General features: G+C 49.5%; 13 protein-coding genes. 6 read left to right on the plus strand and 7 right to left on the minus strand.

The features are described from left to right. Positions 1-23: 23 nt before the first annotated feature. The 3 genes from AB1656_17405 to AB1656_17415 all read right to left on the minus strand — a co-directional run bounded on the left by AB1656_17405 (position 24) and on the right by AB1656_17415 (position 2447). Positions 24-1388: a pectate lyase gene (locus AB1656_17405; GenBank protein ID MEW6237162.1), complete on the minus strand. Its 1365-nt coding sequence runs from the start codon at positions 1386-1388 to the stop codon at positions 24-26. Between the two features lie 62 nt (positions 1389-1450). Further along, positions 1451-1645, minus strand: coding sequence for a DUF4177 domain-containing protein (locus AB1656_17410; protein MEW6237163.1), 195 nt, complete (start codon positions 1643-1645; stop codon positions 1451-1453). Positions 1646-1691: 46 nt separating this feature from the next. Further along, positions 1692-2447, minus strand: a complete 756-nt coding sequence (locus AB1656_17415) for an acyl-ACP thioesterase domain-containing protein (protein MEW6237164.1) — start codon at positions 2445-2447, stop codon at positions 1692-1694. Between the two features lie 252 nt (positions 2448-2699). Between AB1656_17415 and AB1656_17420 the strand changes: the two genes are divergently transcribed. Further along, on the plus strand, positions 2700-3719 hold the full coding sequence (locus AB1656_17420; GenBank protein MEW6237165.1) for a cohesin domain-containing protein: 1020 nt from the start codon (positions 2700-2702) through the stop codon (positions 3717-3719). A 96-nt stretch (positions 3720-3815) separates the two neighbouring features. Here the strand turns inward: AB1656_17420 and AB1656_17425 are convergent, their stop codons facing one another. Next, a complete protein-coding gene (locus tag AB1656_17425) occupies positions 3816-3986 on the minus strand; it encodes a hypothetical protein (GenBank protein MEW6237166.1) in 171 nt (56 codons plus the stop codon). 1 nt (position 3987) lies between these two features. Between AB1656_17425 and AB1656_17430 the strand changes: the two genes are divergently transcribed. After that, positions 3988-4800, plus strand: a complete 813-nt coding sequence (locus AB1656_17430; GenBank protein ID MEW6237167.1) for an MBL fold metallo-hydrolase — start codon at positions 3988-3990, stop codon at positions 4798-4800. A 139-nt stretch (positions 4801-4939) separates the two neighbouring features. Next, complete coding sequence (locus AB1656_17435) at positions 4940-6034, plus strand: Gfo/Idh/MocA family oxidoreductase (GenBank protein MEW6237168.1); 1095 nt, start codon at positions 4940-4942, stop codon at positions 6032-6034. Positions 6035-6246: 212 nt separating this feature from the next. On the opposite strand, the gene AB1656_17440 is transcribed toward AB1656_17435, so the two are convergent. The 3 genes from AB1656_17440 to AB1656_17450 all read right to left on the minus strand — a co-directional run bounded on the left by AB1656_17440 (position 6247) and on the right by AB1656_17450 (position 11319). Next, positions 6247-7974, minus strand: a complete 1728-nt coding sequence (locus tag AB1656_17440) for an SLC13 family permease (GenBank protein MEW6237169.1) — start codon at positions 7972-7974, stop codon at positions 6247-6249. Positions 7975-8455: 481 nt separating this feature from the next. Continuing rightward, positions 8456-9847, minus strand: a complete 1392-nt coding sequence (locus AB1656_17445; GenBank protein MEW6237170.1) for a Gfo/Idh/MocA family oxidoreductase — start codon at positions 9845-9847, stop codon at positions 8456-8458. 413 nt (positions 9848-10260) lie between these two features. Then, a complete protein-coding gene (locus AB1656_17450) occupies positions 10261-11319 on the minus strand; it encodes an alcohol dehydrogenase catalytic domain-containing protein (protein ID MEW6237171.1) in 1059 nt (352 codons plus the stop codon). A gap of 160 nt (positions 11320-11479) precedes the next feature. On the opposite strand from AB1656_17450, the gene AB1656_17455 reads away from it, so the two are divergent. The 3 genes from AB1656_17455 (at position 11480) to AB1656_17465 (ending at position 16065) form a co-directional block, all read left to right on the plus strand. Next, a complete protein-coding gene (locus tag AB1656_17455; protein ID MEW6237172.1) occupies positions 11480-12421 on the plus strand; it encodes an AEC family transporter in 942 nt (313 codons plus the stop codon). Between the two features lie 1019 nt (positions 12422-13440). After that, positions 13441-14526 carry a hypothetical protein gene (locus tag AB1656_17460; GenBank protein MEW6237173.1) on the plus strand — a complete coding sequence of 362 codons (1086 nt, stop codon included), beginning with the start codon at positions 13441-13443 and terminating at the stop codon, positions 14524-14526. Between the two features lie 1098 nt (positions 14527-15624). Beyond that, positions 15625-16065: a hypothetical protein gene (locus tag AB1656_17465; GenBank protein MEW6237174.1), complete on the plus strand. Its 441-nt coding sequence runs from the start codon at positions 15625-15627 to the stop codon at positions 16063-16065. The last annotated feature ends 298 nt before the right edge of the window (positions 16066-16363 follow it).

Genomic DNA, 16363 nt, shown 5'->3' on the forward strand with positions numbered 1-16363 from the left:
AACGCCAAGAAATTGCGAATGATTTACGGCTGCTTCGACGCTTGCAAAAAATCCAACAGCGCGGAAGCGTTGCGGACGAAAATCTTGGAATCGATCTGCATCATCTCTTTGTCCTTGCCTCCCGCTTCCAAATAGAAGTCTTCCCGCGAGCCGTTCAAATCGCTCAGCCAACGGCCCTGTTCGTCGAGGGAAATTATGGCGATTTCGGCTTTCGGCCAAAGTTTTTCGGCGCTGGACAGCGATTTTGCAGGCATGAGTTCCATTCTTTTTTCTTCCGGCGCCGCCAATAATTTCGCATAGAGTTCTTCTACGGAAGAATCGAAATAACCGCCCTGCCAACCATAACCCTTGCGCGCTTTTTCCACTTCGTAAATGACTTTTCTGTCTTCCGTACTGTAGATGGGGCGGTTGGAGCGCAATTCGTAAAGGCGCGCCCATTTTCCATTTGGCAGGCGGGATTGTTTGTACCATGCGAAAGCGGGCGGCCCTGCCTGGAGATATTTCTTATCCCCCGTTTCCTTGTAAACCTCCAACAATACGCGCAAAACGCCCATCGATTCCGAGGCGCTGTAAGCCGCCGGTTCGAATTTGCGCGCAGGAGCGGGATCGCCCTCGACAGTATACTGCTGTGCCCAGACAGCTTGAGGAGGCTTGCCCTGAAGCGAGAGCAAACAATCGGCGCCGCGCAGAGCGGCGTCGTAAAAGCGCTTGTCGTCGAACGTATGATAAAGAATGAACAAAGCGCGAATCACGTCCATCATGGCGCCATCGTTGAGAGTGATATAGCGCGAATAGCCGGCAGCGGCGGGAGCCGCCTGCGGCCAGCCTCCGTTTTCGTATTGGGAATCGACCATGAATTTGCCGCACCTTTTGGCGCCGTCGGCGAAGCGATCTTCTTTGGTTTTTTGCCATAAATCGACGAAAAACCGGGTTGCGCCTTGAGTAACGCCGTCGTCGTAAGTGCCGCGCATATTGCGCGATTGTCCCGGAAGATATTCGTGGGGAAAGCCGCCCCATTTGTTTTGCCCCGCCAGTAAAGCGTCCCCGGCGGCCAAGGCGGTTTCGAGATATTCCGTCGCCTGCGCGATTTCATAAGCGCGCAGATAAAGCGAGCCGATAGAAGGCGTGGCGGGTGGCTGTACTACGATGATTTCCGCCGGTTGGATTCGAGACTCGCCATAGGTAATAGACTGATCGGCGGTCCAGGCCATCGCCCATCCCCCATTGCGTTGCAGCGTCTTCATGAATGTCAGCGCTTTGTCTAAGGATTCTTGCGCTCGCTGGACGCGATCCGCTTCCTCGGCGGCCCAGGAAACAGAACATAATAAGAAGATAAAGGCGATTCCTAAAAACCGCATGAGTAATTTTATACTAGGCTGACTACGCATCGCGAAAATCCCTTCTATAGAAATACTCGCTTATTTTCCAAGTAATAGCGAATTTAAAAACCTTATCTTGGCCGCTTAAAAATAGCCACTATGTCCCGCGAAGCGCCGTAGGCTTGATTCGTATCGAACGCCGCGACCAGTTCCCAACCATCCCGCCCCAATTTATTCATCAGGCCGTCCAATTTTTCTTCGTCCAATTTTCCCCCCATCATTCCATGCGTCCCCAGTTTGATGGTTTTATATTCCCACATCGCCATATGCCTTCACCTCCTTATTGACAGGGCTTTCATTTTCGTAACGATATCACAATCGGCGCCAGCGGGAACGGGCTTCGACTACGATATCCTCCGTGGAACGGCGCGCGAGCCGATGAAGAAAAACGGCTTCCCCATTTACATCCGGCTCTTCCGCAACTTGCGAATTGAGGATATCGCCGTATACCGCCTCTTTTTTGTAGGCGGCTTCGAATTCCATCAGTTGCAAACCCTCAACGCGCGAATTGGGAACGGCGTCTAAACACCAATCCGCATAGAAAGCGTTGTTGACGTGGTTCAACGAATCGAGATCGCTGCGCTGTACAGAGAATGGATGTGAAAATTGCGGTTCATGGAAGCAAGGCAACGGATCGAAAGCGTCTGCCAACGCCCGTTCGGAACGCCGTCCATAACCCTTGCCCAAATCCGGCGGAATCCGAATCGGACGGCGCTTGCAGACATCGATGAGTATCCATTGCGTAGTGGCGGCGCCGCAAACGCCGGATTCGTCCTCAATCCGGAAATCGCGCACAGCGTAAAGCGACTCGATGGCGGCGGACCAGGTTTCGATGCGGATTGTTTCCTCCCAGCGGGGGAAACGATCCATACGCAGGCGCAGCCGCGTTAACACCCAGACCGATCCCCGGCGCAGTTGTTCCGGGAATTCGTCCCGCGCCTGGCGCGAATGGCCGACGGCGGCTTCCTGGAGACAATGCAGCAAGGGGCGCATCTTGATCTTATAGTCCGGCCCAATATCGCAGGATCGAACCGTCTCTTCCAAGACGTAAAAGTTAGGTATTTCCATTGAAGACGTTCTTTCTTTTCGCCTCCGTAATAATTCATCCAGCAGAATGTTTTCATCGCGTAGATGCTATGATAGATTAGGAATGATGAATGATGAATGATGAGCCACTCGTAGAGGAAAAGTTATTGGCGATGGCGGGAAGAAAAAGTAGAAGAGCCATCCTGGCTCTTTGTTTTTCCTTTCAAGAGGCTGGAAGCCTCTTCTACGCTACGTTTTCTTAGTTGAGATGATGGCTTTTCTGGAGACTTCACAATGAAAAAAATAATCCTATTTTTATTGCTCATATCGGCGTCCTCCGCCGCCCAAGCGCAAGCCCTGCTTAGTTTCCGCGTGAGCAATCCCGCGCCGCAACCGGGCGAAACGATCATCGCGGCGGTGGAAGCGAGCGAACGCTACGGTCTCGCGGGCGGCCAATTCTCCATACGTTACGATAAAAACAAGTGGATTCTATCCTCGGAGCCGAAAACGGACGAATTGTTGGCGAATTCCATCTTCGCCGCCAATATCTCCACGCCGGGAGAGATCAAAGTCTCGTTCGCCGATCCGGACTATTTGATGGAAGCCGGTTCCGGAGCGCTCTTCACCTTCATGTTAACCGCCGCCCAAACGGAAGGCGATTCCATCCTCGAATTCGCGGAGGCCAATTTATATTATCCTCTCGGCCAACCGATTGCGCTTGCCGCCAGCAGCCTATCCTTGACCATCCTGGCCGTAGAAGCGTCTCCCATCCCGGCGCCGAAGCCGATCATGACGTACGAATTCAATTTTCCCACCTTGAAAGAGAACGATTGGGGCGAGATTCGCGGCGGATTTACGGCGGAAGCGCCGGGAATCGTCGCCTTGACGCCATTTCCCGACGGCTGGATTCCATCCTCCAAGGATGGAAAAGGCTTGTCGATAACGGTAGATGCGGGAGAAATCGTTATGCTCTACGCTAAAAATCCTGTCAAATACGCCAGCGGCCCCGTCCTATTACGCATGACGCTGCGCGCAGACGGCCCCAATGCGTCCGCGTGGCTGGTGGGTTTGAAAGGAAATTTGGAAGGGAAAACCATGGATGGGTCGAACGCGCAGCATTATGTCGCCTCGACGGCGAAGTTTCAGGATAAGGAAAGGCGCATCGCGGCGATCTATCAGCCGGATGCCGGAGAGGAATTCACGCCGTTAATCCAGATCGCGGGCGGCGAAGGGAGGGATCCGGTCACCGCGTGGATCGACAAGATCGAAATCCTGCAAGTGGATGCAGGCGCATTCGGCGCTGAACCGGAATAAATAGGATATTTCGCACTTTTTTATCTATTTCTCATGGATTTATAAACTAATCGATTTATGATAAAGTTTAATTTTTATAATTTCCTCAAAGAGATTTCATCGATCGCCGGTTTGGATCGATATCGGCTTCCGGGAAACGATGACGGCTATCGATGCTAGGCAATCGTCTTTCGCCGCCGAGTTCGTCAATTCTGCGTTCGCGGCCATGAACGCCGAGAGATGGGAGTATCGCCGCTCCCATTCCCGGCGCTGATATTCGGAGAACATTATGCTTGAGTGGCGCGTCTTCGGTTGCGGCTCCCCTTCTTCGTTCCGTTCGACCCAAACGAGTTATGAAATCGTCGATGGCAGCCAAAGAATCCAAATCGATCTCGGCCACGGCGCTATTTATCAACGCTGCCGTCTGGAGAAGGGGATCGAACCAGCCGTCGATTCGATCTCGAATCTTCTTCTGACGCACTGCCATCCCGATCATTGCGTCGATCTCACGCGCCTTTACGTGGCCTGGATGTATACTCCGGGCTTCAAGCCGCAAAACAAGGTCAAACTTTTCGGCTCTGCGCCGACGATGGACGCCATCCAGCGCATGATGGACAATATGCGGTTGGAAGAGGGATACGAAAAAGCCTACGAACCTCGCCTAATCAAAATCGGCGAACCATTTCGACTCGACGGCTTCGCGATACAACCCAAGCCCGCCATCCATATCGACGGCTCCTGCGGTTATCGCTTCGATACGCCGTCGGGCAAGCGGGCGGCGTATACCGGCGACACCGGTTTTCATGAGGCCTTGTTCAAAATATGGAAGGACTTGGACCTGCTCGTGATTGAAACCAGTTTCTCCGAACTGGAAACGCCCTACCATTTGACCTTGGATCAAACGGCGATTGTCGCGGGAAAGACGAAACCCGGCGCTTTGCTCATCGTTCATTTCTATCCCGATATGGAAAGATTGCCGGAAGAGGAAATCAAAGCTCGTATCGCCAAATATTACGGCGGCCCGGTTTTTATCGCCAAGGATGGACTCGCGTTGAAGTGGGATGAATCCATCCAAGCCTGGCGCGGCGAGATGATGTTTTGATTCTCTCGGCATCAACTCGTAATAATGGCGGGCTGCGCTTCGCTTTGATCTCACCCTATAGAGATGAATCCCATATGAAAGCGCCTCGCCGCCGACCGAACTTTTTCCATACCATGGGATATAAGTCGAAAGGAATGAAATGATGTCTTCCCTCGGCGTTGGAATCATTGGGTCGCAATTTATCTCGGCTATTCACGCCGATTCGCTGACGCATCGCGTCCAGGGCGCCCGGTTGATCGCCGCCGCTTCTCCCACCGAAGCGCATGTTCAATCCTTCGCCAAGCAGTTCGCTATTCCGCAATATTATACGGATTACCGGCGGATGCTCGAACGAGACGACATCGGCCTGATCGTTGTCGGCGCTCCCAACGATCTCCATTGCCGCATGGTTTGCGACGCGGCGGATTGCGGCAAGCATGTCGTCGTCGAAAAGCCCCTTTGCCTCAATCTGGCGCAAGCGGACGAGATGATCGCCGCCTGCAAGAAAAACCACGTGAAATTGATGTACGCCGAGGAACTCTGTTTTGCGCCGAAATACGTGCGGCTGAAACGCTTGCTGGACGAAGGCGCGCTGGGCAAACCTATTTTGATAAAACAATCGGAAAAACATGACGGCCCCCATGCGCCCCATTTTTGGGACGTCCAGCGTTCCGGCGGCGGCGTTACGATGGATATGGGCTGCCACGCCGTCGAGTTTTTCCGCTGGATGATCGGACGGGGAGTAAAAATCGAATCCGTTTACGCCGATATGGGAACTTACGTCCACGGCGATAAAACGCAGGGCGACGACAATTCCATAATAATCCTAAAATTCGCCAACGGCGCGACGGCGATGGCGGAAGAGAGCTGGATCAAGAAAGGCGGCATGGACGACCGCGCCGAAGTATGCGGCGATAAAGGCATCGCCTACGCCAATCTCTTGCAAGGCAATTCCATCCTCACCTACAGCGAAAGCGGCTACGGCTACGCGGTGGAAAAAGCCGGATCGACGCAAGGCTGGAGTTTCACCATGTACGAAGAGGCATGGAATTACGGCTTTCCCCAGGAGATGCAGCATTTCGTCGATTGCGTGCGCGAAGATCGCCAACCCGCCGTCACCGGCGAGGACGGGCGGGCAGTGTTGGAAGCGATTTTCGCCGCCTACGCCTCGGCGGCGCAAGGCCAAGCAGTTCGTTTGCCTTATTCGTCGCCGGACGAGAGGCCGATCGACATCTGGCTGCGCGCCAAAAGTTAAACCAACGTTGTAGATAAAACCTTAGGATGGGTCGCGCTATTATACCAATCTGCGTTAAAATTGCAGCTTATAAATTCCCTCGCCCTTTGGGAGAGGGTTAGGGTGAGGGAAATATAAGCCTAATAATATCAACCCTCACCTAACCTCTCCCAATCTTGGGAGAGGAATTTTGAAAACAACAATCTCAATGCATGTTGGTATTACTCATTCCTCTACGCCAGCGGCATGGCCCAGGCTAGAAAACAAACCCATAAAAATCCGGTCACGCCCATGATAGTGAGGAGAACCGTCCAAGTTTTTAAGGTTTGCGTTTCGTTCAGACCAGTCATTTGGCTGAAGATCCAAAAGCCGCTGTCGTTCATCCAGGAGAGGCCGGAAGCGCCGAAACCGATCGCCGCCACCAAGTAAACGGGATGATAAGGCAGTGGCGAACTGAGAGAGGCCAGGGTGGAGGAAAGAATTCCCGCCGTCGTAATCATGGCTACCGTCGCCGATCCCTGAGCCACTCGAATGAGCGACGAGGTAAGATACGCCAAAACCATCAGCGACAATCCCCAGGTTTTCGCGCCCTCGGCGATGAGATCGCCGATGCCCGCTATCGCCAGCGCCTTGCCAAAGGAAGCGCCGGCGCATGTGATAAAGGCGATGATGGCGCCGCTGGCAATGGCGCCGCCCAGGCTATCGAACGTCTCTTTGAGACCGCCGCGCTTCTGGCGAATCAACAGCCAAAGGCCGATGAGGGCGCCGCCGAAAAAGGCGGCGTTTTTATCTCCGATAATATTCACCCATTTGAGCATCGTCAGAGGATAACCGGCGATTTCCTGGGGAAAAGCGCCATGCAGCAACAACCGGTTGAGCCGAATCAAGTCGCCTTTTTTTAAATCCCGATTCAGGATCATCGGCTTGGCCTCCGGAGGGAGGGCGATTCCAGAAAACCGGTTTTCCTCGTAAAACGATTCTTTTCCCATCCAAAGATTCACATCGTCCAGAATTTTTTGTTGAAGTTTTTCGTTCGCCGGAGCGGATGGATCGAACTGTTCCAACAGCCGCCGCCCTTCTTCCATGAGCCTTCCGCGCAGATAGAGAGAAATGGGATCTTTGGCTTCTCGAATTTTCATCAGCCATGGTTCCGGCTTTTTAATATCAGATAGACGCAGCGATCCTGTTCCATAAATGGAAAGAAACGTCGAGGAGACCGCCAGTAAAATCACGGGCAAGAGAAAGGGCAGGCAGGAAAGCCATAATCTCGGCAACTCGCTATCCGGTTTGGAAGCCATCGCCTCCAAATCCGCTTCGGAGACGCCGAGAACGTCTTTGGGAACGGCGTCCATGCGCTTATTGATCCACTTGGCGTAACCGACGCCGCCGATCAAGACGGGGGCAATGGAGGCCAGCGTTCCCACCAATATAGTCAGTCCGATGGATACATTCAACAATTCCGCCACCATGATGGGGCCGGGCGTGGGCGGTACTAAACAATGGGTTATGGCGCCGCCGGCGGCGGTGGCGCAGACGATGAGGACGTAGTCCCGTTTGCGGCGGGCGTAGACGGCGCGAGCCAGTGGGGCGAGAAGATAAAAGACCGTATCGAAAAAAACGGGGATGCCAAGAACGAAACTGCTCGCCAAGAGAGAATGATTCTCCCGCCCTTCGCCGAAGACGCGGGAAAAGCCGCGTACGATCCGGTCCGCCGCCCCGCTGTCCATCATGCACTTGCCGATGATGGCGGCAAGCGCCAAGAGAAGGCCAAGGCTGCCCATCATTTCGCCGAAGCGGTCAGTAACCAGGGGAATGGCGTTTTCGATGGGAATGCGATCGGAAAGAAAAGCGACGGCTAAGGCGGCGGCGATCAACGCCAAAAACGCATGACAGCGCAGGACGAGAATCAAAAAGAGAATCAATCCCATGCCGATCAGCAAACATGCCAGCGGTCCAAACATAATATCCCCTTGTAAAAGCAATGATGAATGATGAGTGATGAATGATGAATGATGAATTTTAAAAAATCGAATGAGTTGCGTTGTTCGATCCGTTGTTTGTTATATTTAATTGAATCTTATTCAAGGGCGGAAAAAACCTTACCCTTGCCAGTCGGTCTTAGAAAAATCGTTCAATAATTTCATCCCAGCCTTGAAAGGTTGGGCTATTGTCAAATGCCCCTTTAAAGGGGCAAACGGTAATAGCCCGCCGTTTCAACGGCGGGTGAACGAATGGATTCTTTTTATTGTGTTCTTCTTTATCATTTCGTGTTTTCGTGATTCAAACGACGCCAGGAAGAGATTCCTTTAATTTCCCATCGCGCGCAATATGAGTTATTAATTTATCAAGGGCAGAAAAAACCTTTCCTTGCTACCCGGTCACGGTGGGCTACGCTTCGCTTTGAGCCCACCCTACACAATTCATCATTCATCATTATTTTCTTCATACGCCGTAAGGAGCGCGTTCGGGACGAGTGAGATGAGCGTTGGCTTCCTCGTCGTTTACGAATTGCTCTTTCTTGGCATCCCATTCCAGCCGCCTTCCGCCCAGCCAGCCGCAGATATTGGCGAGATGGGAAACCGTAGCCGAACGCTGGCCGATCTCCGCATCGGTGATGGATTGTTTACGGTTCTTGACGCAATCCACCCAATGCTGAATGTGGTTGAACGTGGAGGATGAATAGCCCTCGTCGCCCGACAACTCCAAGCCGGAAACGAATCGTTTGTCGTTCGCCGTCATCGGTTCTTTTAAAATCAAATCGGGCGTGGAATAAATCTTAGAGCGGTTGACGAAAATCTCGCCCTTATCGCCGTAAAAGATCATATCGAAGCCGAAGCCGTTTTCGATAAATAGATCGACGCCGTTATCGTAAGTCAATTTAAAATTGAATTTGGTGAAGGTATTGAAAGCGTTGTCTTTGCGCACGGCGCAGGTTCCTTCCACGAAGCGGGGGCCAGAACCGTCCATATCCATCGCCCATTGGGCGATGTCGGTATGATGGGCGCCGAGGTCGGTGATTTGGCCGCCGGAGTATTCGAAGAAGTAACGGAAGAAGATGTGGCAGCGCAGCGGATTGAAGGGGACGGCGGGCGCGGATCCCAGCCACTTGTCCCAATTCAATCCCGGCGGGACGGGCGCGTCGGGAACCGGCGCCGTGAAGCGCGTGCCGCCAATAATAATGCGGATTTTCTGCAACTTGCCCAACCGCCCATTGCGCACATATTCGCAGGCGGTTTGGAAATTCTTGTGCTGGCGTTGTTGGAATCCCACTTGGAAAATGCGCCCCGTTTCCTTGCTTTTGTTGACGACTTTGCGCCCTTGGGCGATGGTAAGAGTCAGCGGCTTTTCGCCGTAAACGTCCTTGCCCGCGTCCATCGCGTCCATATACAGTTTGGCGTGCCAGTGATCGGGAACGGCGATCAGCACGGCGTCGATGTCCTTGCGGTCGAGCAGGTAGCCATAATCAATATACGGTCCGGCGGCTCCCGGCTGCGGCTCGGCGGGAATCGTATCCCACGCCGTCCCTTTTACCCACTTGCGGTCGATGCCGGTCTGATCGTCAACGAATCGCAGACGGTCGGAGAGGAAGCCGAAATCGAGATCGCAGAGAGCGGCGACTTGGATGTTTTCGTTCTTCAGGCATTCGCGCAGCAACTCGCTGCCGCGCCAGCCGAGGCCGATATTGCCGACGACCAGTTTATTACTGGGCGCGTCCTGGCCGAATACATTACTGGGAACGATGAGCGGCGCAGCGGCGCCCGAACCCAGCCAAGCGGCGGAAGCGCCAGCGGTCTTCAAAAACGAACGGCGATTGGATTGGAGTTTGGTGGTCATAATTGTTCCTCATAGAACGTTGTCTTAATGATTTATGTTATTAATCTTTAATCCTTCACCCGGAAGTGGATTAAACTAATCAAGAGCGGCGCATAAGTTTCATCTCTTGCATCGTTTTCGAATCACGAAAACACGAAAAGACTCGAATTTCACGAAATTTTCGAATCACGGATATCGTAGATTCTTTTGGATTCCACGGATAAATCCTTATAACGGAGTTATTCCTTACGCCAACTGTTTTTAATTATTTCGCTTTTTTTTCGCGCCTTTCTTTATCATTTCGTGTTTTCGTGATTCAAAACGACGATTGCAATAGATCCATTCAACTTTTCATCTCGTGAAATATGAGTAATTGATCTTGTTATCGAGTATAAAAAACTAATCAAAGTTTCTCCAGATGGTTAGACCAATTCTTAAGGATTAACAATCACCTTATTGCGTTCCGGCGAGGCCATGATTTCTACGGCTTTGTGAATTTCCCTTAAGGGGAAGCGATGCGAGATGGCTTTTTCGGGATCGACGAGGCCGCGCTCCATGAGCTGGAGGGCTTTCTGCATGGCCATAGGATTGGTTCCGAAACTGGAATCCATGCGCGCTTCCAGGAAATGGGTGAGGCCGCCGTCGAGTTCGAAAGTCTCGTGCGTCGTTATTCCGAAAACGTTCCAACGCGTGCCGCGCCGCAATAGGCTGGTCATCAGTTTGACGGCGGCGATCGGCCCCGCCGCTTCAATGACTAGATCGGGGCCGTTAGGGAGGATGCCGTAGATCGCTGCTTTAGCATTGCAGCGGGCTGGATTGACGGTATGCGTCGCGCCCAGTCTGCGCGCTGTTTCTAAGGCGTATTCGCTGATATCGACGGCGATAAGCCGCCCCGCTCCCGCCGCTTTCGCAATCATCAGGCAATAAAGACCGATGCCGCCGACGCCGATAATGACCACATCGTCGCCCAACGCCATTTGGGAATAATGGATCAACCCTTTCCAAGCGCCGCTGAGCGGTTCGGTCTGGCAGGCGGCGTCGAAAGAGAGAGCGGCGGGCTTGCTGTAGAGGGTATTGGCGGCAACGAGGGTATATTCCGCGAAGCTGCCGGGGCGAACATCGGAAGGTCCGTCGCCTCCGGTGGTGTAGGCGGCTTCGCAATAGTGCGTATTTCCCGAACGGCAATGATGGCACAAGCCGCAAAAGCCGCTGGGTTGGATGACAACCTCATCCCCTTCTTTGAAATGCGCAACGCCAACGCCTACAGCGGCAACGACGCCCGCCGGTTCGTGTCCGGGAATGAAGGGAAAGGAGACGTTGCGGCGAACGCCTTTGATGACTTTGAAATCCGTCGCGCAAAAGCCGCAGGACTTTATGCGCACCAAGACCTCGCCCATCCCTGGTTCGGGGATGGGGATATCCTCCAATTCAAGCCGATTGAAATCCTGCAATACCGCCGCCAGCATGTTTTTCTGCCAGAAATCCTTTTCCATAAATCGATGCAAAATCCAATTGCGTTAACCTATCAAAGTTGATTGGACAAAGCAAGCAGCGAAGGGCGATGTTCCACGCACGGTTTGATGGAATAGGATAAGGACTCTAAACTCCAACTCATTAAAAACTCCGATCCCATGTTAACGCCGCGAGTATGTTATGAATCAAATGCTGGATATCGCCGCCATCGTTTTGCCCGTATTCATCGTCATGTTTTTAGGAAACATCCTGCGGCGGGCGGGGATGATCGACGATGGATTTATTTATCAATCCAACCGGCTGGTTTTCAATATCAGCCTGCCGATGCTGCTGTTTTATAAAATCGGAACGGCGGATTTCACCACTAATTTCAACGGCGCTTTGCTGTTCGGCTCGGCGCTGGCGATTTTGATCGGCTTCGGCGGCTCCTATGCTTACGCCGTAATTAGGCATTATCCGCCCGCGGCGCGCGGGGTCTTCTGCCAAGGCGCGTTTCGCGGCAATTACGCTATCATCGGCCTGGCCGTGGTCTTGAACGCTTATGGGGAAGCGGGGCTGACCCGCGCGGGGATATTCATGGGTTTCATCGTTCCCTGGTTGAACTTCTTAGCTATACTGGCGCTGCTGGCGCCCCATTGCGACAACGGTTCGCCAGGATTGGGATATTGGACGCGGCAGATCGCGGCCAATCCCTTGATTGGGGCCTCATTCGCCGGAATTTTTTGGAGTTGGCTGCGGCTGCCGATTCCCGTCGTACTCGACCGCAGTATGAATATTGTGACGGACCTGACCCTGCCCTTGGCGCTACTGGCCATCGGAGCGGGATTTTCCTTGAAGAATTTAAAAGGGGACCTGAAACGGGCGACGCTGGCCAGCGTCATTAAAGTGGCGTTGCTGCCCATTCTCGCAGGATTTATTCTTTACGCTTTCGGCGTTAGGGGATTGGATTTCTCTGTCGGTATTCTGATGGTAGGCAGCCCAGCGGCGACGGTTTCTTACATCATGGCTTCCCAGATGAAGGGCGACGCCGAATTGGCCGGGTCCATCATCATTCTATCTACTTTGTTTTCCATCTTTACTTACTCTTTGACGCTATATCTTCTCCATGTTATTGGATTTTAGCTACATGACTTTGGGACTTTGAGACTTAGTCTCCCCGTCTCACAATGGTGGGCTACGCTTCGCTTTGAGCCCACCCTACGGGACTTTTTCACGCTATGGGATTTTAGGGGTTTGTCGGGCTACGCTTCGCTAATATATCACACTACGCCATGCAGAAGACAAATGAATTTTCGGAAAATAATCGCCAATCGGACTTTTTTTGTAGGATGACATTCAAAAGGGGTAAAGATCAAATCGTCGTTAATAAAGTAAAAAAGACTTGTATTTTCATCTTGACTCAATTTTTTTTTTTTGTTTATAATTCTCTCAATTGAGATTCAGCTTTTTCTTCCTCTAATCGGGCTAGGCAAGAGGCGTTGTCTATAAGTCAAATAATATCAACCCATTGCTTCTGTCCGTACGAAGGGGTTTATTTACATTTTGCAAAGAATGAATAAAATTATCATTCAAAAACGTATTTTTCGGTTTTTGATATCTTCAATACATTCAAAAGGTTATATGTATTTCAACAAATGGCTTTTTTCATAATAGGTTAAAATTCAAATAAATGCGGAAGGAATTTTAAAATGAATAGACAAAAATCCAAGATTATTATCATTTTTATGATCTTTTCTTTCTATTTTTGTTATAATGTTTATGAGATATTTTGCGCAAATTGTCTTGAATGCGTTTATAGGCAAGCAAGATATGTTACATCATGCGCTTCGCAATGCAGTTCTTGTGCAGGGAAATTCAGTCCTTATGCGACAGGAGCTTGTTGCGACGAATCGGGAGGCAATCAAGATTGCCCATCCTCGTCTTCGGAATTTCGTTATGAGACGGCGCAGTGGAACAATTGCCATACGAAGCAAGGCGCGCCTCCTCTCCAGTGCCACGACGAATGTCCCGCCGAATGCGGAGGATGGAAAAATATTACCAATTATATATCGGTTTGCGAATGCGAAGATACTCTAATCAATGTACAAAAACCCATGTGTCCATTGCCATAATATTCCCCCAAATAGCAAGGAGAAAAAATCATGACGATTACAGCGAAAAGCGCTTGTTTTTTGTTTGTCGCGATATTCGGCGCATCCTATGCCATTTATGCGGCGGAGGATGCGTTGGATATTGTAAATATTCATAAGAGTAAAACTTCTCGGTTTTCCGCCGAATATTCGATGGAGATCACTGAAACCTATATTGCCAATACGGATAATATGGAAAATTTCGGACATTTTTATCGAAATGCCGTTCAAGGAAAATCGCCGGGCGATGCGACTCCCAACGACGTGAATGTTTGGTACGATTTTTTGAAGCAGCCGATGCGGACATATACGGCGGATTTCCAATATATGAAAAATGGCGATTATGAGAGAATCCTATTTCATACGCCTAAAGGAACTGCTTATCCCTGGGAGGAAATCCAAGAATTGTATATTCATAAAAGCAAAATTCTACGAGTTATGCACCCCATGAAATTGGTGCAACTTTCCGACAATCTCGAAGCCGTGAATGGATACAAACAATATTATATAGGAATAGATCCATTTGAATATGTTTTTCCCTTCTCATTTCCTGAGGCGAAAATTACGGTATCGGAAGATTGGAACGACCAAATTAAGTGGATAAAATATAAAAATAAAGATGGCGCAGGAGATACGATTTTCGCCGAAGCGTTAGTCGATAAAATAAAGGGATATATTTCCCATACCTCTTTGTTAAAAAGCCGCAGAGATCACAATACGGATAAAATTTTTTACTCGAAGAACGAAGACGTTAAAGAATACGACGGCATATGGCTGCCTTCAAAAATGACAGTATATCATTTTTTCCAATATAAAGATTTTCTTCCCAACGAAAAATCGTCAGAGGTTATGCATGTCGTCGAAAGCCGATACGAATGGAAATTGAGAGACCTTCATGAAACTGATTTACCGCCTTTCCATCGCAAAGTTGTCTATTATCTTACGAATTATGCGAAGGATTGCGATATATCGCTGTTCGAATATCCAGAGGTTCCGGAATCCTATAGTTTCCAAGACGACCGCTACTTCGACGAAGAAACGGGGCATTACGATAAAGATCTGCATGTGGGCAAAGGACCGCATACGTTTCCGAAATAGGATTTCCTTTGGTTCTCGGAGCGTAAGTTCTTCGCGGGAAAATAGAGATTTTCGCCATACTAATTTTTGATCCCTTTCTTCTTCGAAATGAAGGACTACTACAAGCTAGTTCTTGTATTTTTGCTTCCACTATTGCTTTTCATAATATTCACGGAAGCGAATACGGGATATCTGGCTATCGATTCTTTCTATCACATCAAGATGGCGGAGAATATTTTTACCGATGATTATAATGTAAGATTGCCCTATACGTGCATCGACAATGTTCCGATTCGACATTACTTGTTTCATGCGCTTCTCAAAGGATTTCTATCCTTTAGCGAATATTGGGGCGTAATAATATACATCGTTTCATTTCTATTGATTTATTGGATTTCCTCGAATTTTTATTTTTCTAAAATAAACGCAAATAATCCTTTATTCTGGTCCCTATGCCTGGTATGGGGCTCGTCTATCGTCTTCCTGCGGCTCTTGCAAGTGCGGCCTATCGTCGTTTCACATATTTTATTTTTGCTATTCCTGCTCCATATCCATAAAAAGTACAGCCTTATTTGCCCTTCCCTTTGCTTTATTCATGCCTTGTTCTATTTAACGATATATTCATGGATTACGGTTATATTCGCTTCCGCGATTATAAAGGCATGTATATTCAAAGACAAGAAAAGCGTTTGCAACGAACTTTTATGCCTGTCGGCTATCGCTGCGGCCCATCTGTTTTTTCCAAACCCCCTTGCTTCCGTTAAGACGGAATTATTGTATTTTCTCAATAAAATAGGCGGAGTATATCGATTTGCGTCTTTAACGCCGACAGAATGGAGTCATCCCAACATCATGCAATTTTTAGACGTCATTTTACTTCCCGCCGGCATGTTGGCATTAATGAACAAAAAATCCATCCATTTTATTCTAAACGAGTTTTCTCCAAACAAGTTATATTTATTTCTGTTATCGGGTTCTTGTTCATTATTCTATTTTATTATCTTTCTTTTGGAAATAAGATTCGTCGACTATTTTTTCATTACTATTTTTACATTTCTTTCTTTGTACGAAAATCGCCGCGTCGAATCCACTCCTAAAATTAATTTCAAAAATATTTTTTTGGGATTCATTCTGGTCAATACTTTGATCGTTTCTTACTCTACGATTATAAGCCAAACGATTCCTATCGATCGACTAAAAAACGCCGGTCATTATTTGGAAACAAGGCTGCAAAATTCCGATAATAAAATCGTTTTGAATACTTCTATCGACAGTTATCATGAACTTTTTTATCACACGCAAAACGTCTCTTTTTTTATGGGACTGGATATCAATTTCTTCAATACGAAATATATCGATATTCTCAAAGGCTATTTTCAATATTTTAAGGAAGGCAAAGAACATCCGAGCGATTTTATGAAAAAATACAAAATAAAATACATTCACCTAGATCGCAAATACTCGCCTCTCATCGCAGCAACCAATTGTCTCCGCGACAACCATTTATTTTTATGTTATCTTGACAATGATAGTATGGTATTCGAAACAGCCATCGACTAAGAGTGTTGGATTGGAGTTGGCGATTCTTTTTTTATTGTTTGTAAAATGCAACGATTTTGCCGAATGAAGAATCAATTTCCGTTTATGGAGAAATCCACGAATTCCCTTTTATTGCTCCCTCCAATTTGGAGAAGAGTAAGCGGGAGCAGCCGGTTTATGTTATGGATTTGCAGAAGCAGCGTTATCGGCTTTCTTGACGCAGCGGAAGCCGTAGGCGTCGTAGCCGAAGCAAACGTCGGCGAGGCCCGCCGCTTCGCCGCGCCGGGCGGCGGAACGGCAGGATTCCGCCGAACTGTCC

This window comes from Candidatus Omnitrophota bacterium, assembly GCA_040755155.1.
Classification (GTDB): Bacteria; Hinthialibacterota; Hinthialibacteria; order Hinthialibacterales; family Hinthialibacteraceae; genus JBFMBP01.

What these genes read in the sequence shown, in the direction of transcription:
- AB1656_17425 (MEW6237166.1), bottom strand. Translation starts at nt 3,986, where the DNA reads ATGTTCTCCGAATATCAGCGCCGGGAATGGGAGCGGCGATACTCCCAT.
- AB1656_17440 (MEW6237169.1), bottom strand. Translation starts at nt 7,974, where the DNA reads ATGTTTGGACCGCTGGCATGTTTGCTGATCGGCATGGGATTGATTCTC.
- AB1656_17450 (MEW6237171.1), bottom strand. Translation starts at nt 11,319, where the DNA reads ATGGAAAAGGATTTCTGGCAGAAAAACATGCTGGCGGCGGTATTGCAG.
- AB1656_17435 (MEW6237168.1), top strand. Translation starts at nt 4,940, where the DNA reads ATGATGTCTTCCCTCGGCGTTGGAATCATTGGGTCGCAATTTATCTCG.
- AB1656_17420 (MEW6237165.1), top strand. Translation starts at nt 2,700, where the DNA reads ATGAAAAAAATAATCCTATTTTTATTGCTCATATCGGCGTCCTCCGCC.
- AB1656_17405 (MEW6237162.1), bottom strand. Translation starts at nt 1,388, where the DNA reads ATGCGTAGTCAGCCTAGTATAAAATTACTCATGCGGTTTTTAGGAATC.
- AB1656_17410 (MEW6237163.1), bottom strand. Translation starts at nt 1,645, where the DNA reads ATGGCGATGTGGGAATATAAAACCATCAAACTGGGGACGCATGGAATG.
- AB1656_17415 (MEW6237164.1), bottom strand. Translation starts at nt 2,447, where the DNA reads ATGGAAATACCTAACTTTTACGTCTTGGAAGAGACGGTTCGATCCTGC.
- AB1656_17445 (MEW6237170.1), bottom strand. Translation starts at nt 9,847, where the DNA reads ATGACCACCAAACTCCAATCCAATCGCCGTTCGTTTTTGAAGACCGCT.
- AB1656_17430 (MEW6237167.1), top strand. Translation starts at nt 3,988, where the DNA reads ATGCTTGAGTGGCGCGTCTTCGGTTGCGGCTCCCCTTCTTCGTTCCGT.
- AB1656_17455 (MEW6237172.1), top strand. Translation starts at nt 11,480, where the DNA reads ATGAATCAAATGCTGGATATCGCCGCCATCGTTTTGCCCGTATTCATC.
- AB1656_17460 (MEW6237173.1), top strand. Translation starts at nt 13,441, where the DNA reads ATGACGATTACAGCGAAAAGCGCTTGTTTTTTGTTTGTCGCGATATTC.